1 protein-coding gene is annotated in these 1514 nt (G+C 67.0%); it reads right to left on the reverse strand.

Going from position 1 to position 1514, the window contains the following annotated elements; translation table 11 throughout:
- Positions 1–459: 459 nt before the first annotated feature.
- Positions 460–1308, reverse strand: coding sequence for a sugar phosphate isomerase/epimerase family protein (locus tag AB1460_RS37415; RefSeq protein WP_368967289.1), 849 nt, complete (start codon positions 1306–1308; stop codon positions 460–462).
- Between the last annotated feature and the right edge of the window lie 206 nt (positions 1309–1514).

The raw sequence follows: 1514 nt of genomic DNA on the forward strand, positions 1-1514 counted from the left end.
ACGGCTGGTCGACCGCGGCGTCCTCACCGAACCCGAACCCGGCCTGTTTATCCTGCCCCGCCCGACTCCACCCACCCCAGAGATCAACCCAAACTGACACCCGACAAACCCGCACAGAACACCCTCTCAAAACAGGGCGATACCCGGGCTCAGCCGATCTACCCCAGCCTTTGAGGAACGTTGCACTAAGGTCCTCGTTGCGGCCGTCCAGCTCATACTGGCGCCCCTCTCGCCTCCCCCAAGCGAGACCTTCCTGCCGGTAGAGCCCGATGATCGCCGGGCGAATCTCCTCCGGTCGCTGCCGCCACACGTACCGGACGCGGTCCGCTTTGACGGTGGGCAGTTGCTCGACGCCTGCGGGCAGGGCGTCGACGAGTTGGAGCTGGTAGCGCTGGCCGAGCCGGTCGAATGACTCGCCGTCGATGAACTCCTGGACCGGATGGTCATGCGCCAGTGGCGCTACAGCGACGCAAGCAGCTTCCGCAGCGCCGCCGCAGACTGCGCCGCCGCCACGTCCACCGGCAGGGCGCGCAGCTCGTCGCTGAAGATCTCCGCACCGACGGACAGATCGGAACGCTCTGCGACGAGGTGGCCGACCCAGTCGGCGAGCGGCAGCTCGCCGTCGCCGGGAAGGAGCCGTCCGGACATCGGCACATAGGGTGTATCCTTGGTGGGTTCTCGACGGTCCGACACCTGCAGGACCGCCACTGCCGACGACGGAACCGTGCGCAGCAACTCGGTGGTGCCCCCGGTCCGGACGAAGTGCCAGGTGTCGAAGACGATCCCCAGGTGGGGCGCGTCGACCTCCTGCCAGATACGGAGCGCCGTCGGAAGGTCGGGGAAGAGGGTGCCCGGCATGAACTCGACGGCTGCGCGAAGACCTGCGGCACCGATGCGCTCCGAGAGCCTCGACACCGCGTCCAATGCCTCGTCGTAGGGCGCGGGGCCCCCGAGGAAGGGGGCGATGCACACGGTGCGTGCGCCGAGGGCGTGCGCCGCCTCGATGCACTCGTCGGCGGCGAAGGAGAGGAACTCGCGGAATCGCTCAGGCACGTCCTGCGGTGAGGGCACACCCGGCAAGGATGCGGTGAGAGGGTCGATGGTCGAGACGACCACGCCCGTCTCCTCCATCAGCCCTCTCACCTCCGACAGCCCGTTCGGCTCCACCAGTGCGCGCCGGTGCATGCCCGGGTGAACCGCGACGCTTCGGAAGCCGGCCCGGGACGCGGCATGGATCAGCCCGCGAATCGACGTGGCCGCCACCGTGCCGTACCAGAGTTCGATATCGTTGTCTGCTTTCCGATCCATCCGCGTCGTCCTCCGGTCCGGGCAGGGCGGGCGCGCGTGGCGTCATGTCTGGCCCGCCCCTCAGCAATAGCGCTATGAGCTAGTGTAACGTGATTCCGTTTTCTTTAGTTGCTGTTATTTGCGACGAGTTTCTTCACACTGGCCTGGACGAGTTTGACCTTGGCGAGGATCTCATCGGCAGTGGCGGTCCAGGTGAAGGGCTCAGC

The organism is Parafrankia sp. FMc2 (genome assembly GCF_041008525.1).
Lineage (GTDB): Bacteria > Actinomycetota > Actinomycetes > Frankiales > Frankiaceae > Parafrankia.

Excerpts from the sequence above, each read along its gene's own strand:
- AB1460_RS37415 (WP_368967289.1), bottom strand. The coding sequence starts at position 1,308 with ATGGATCGGAAAGCAGACAACGATATCGAACTCTGGTACGGCACGGTG.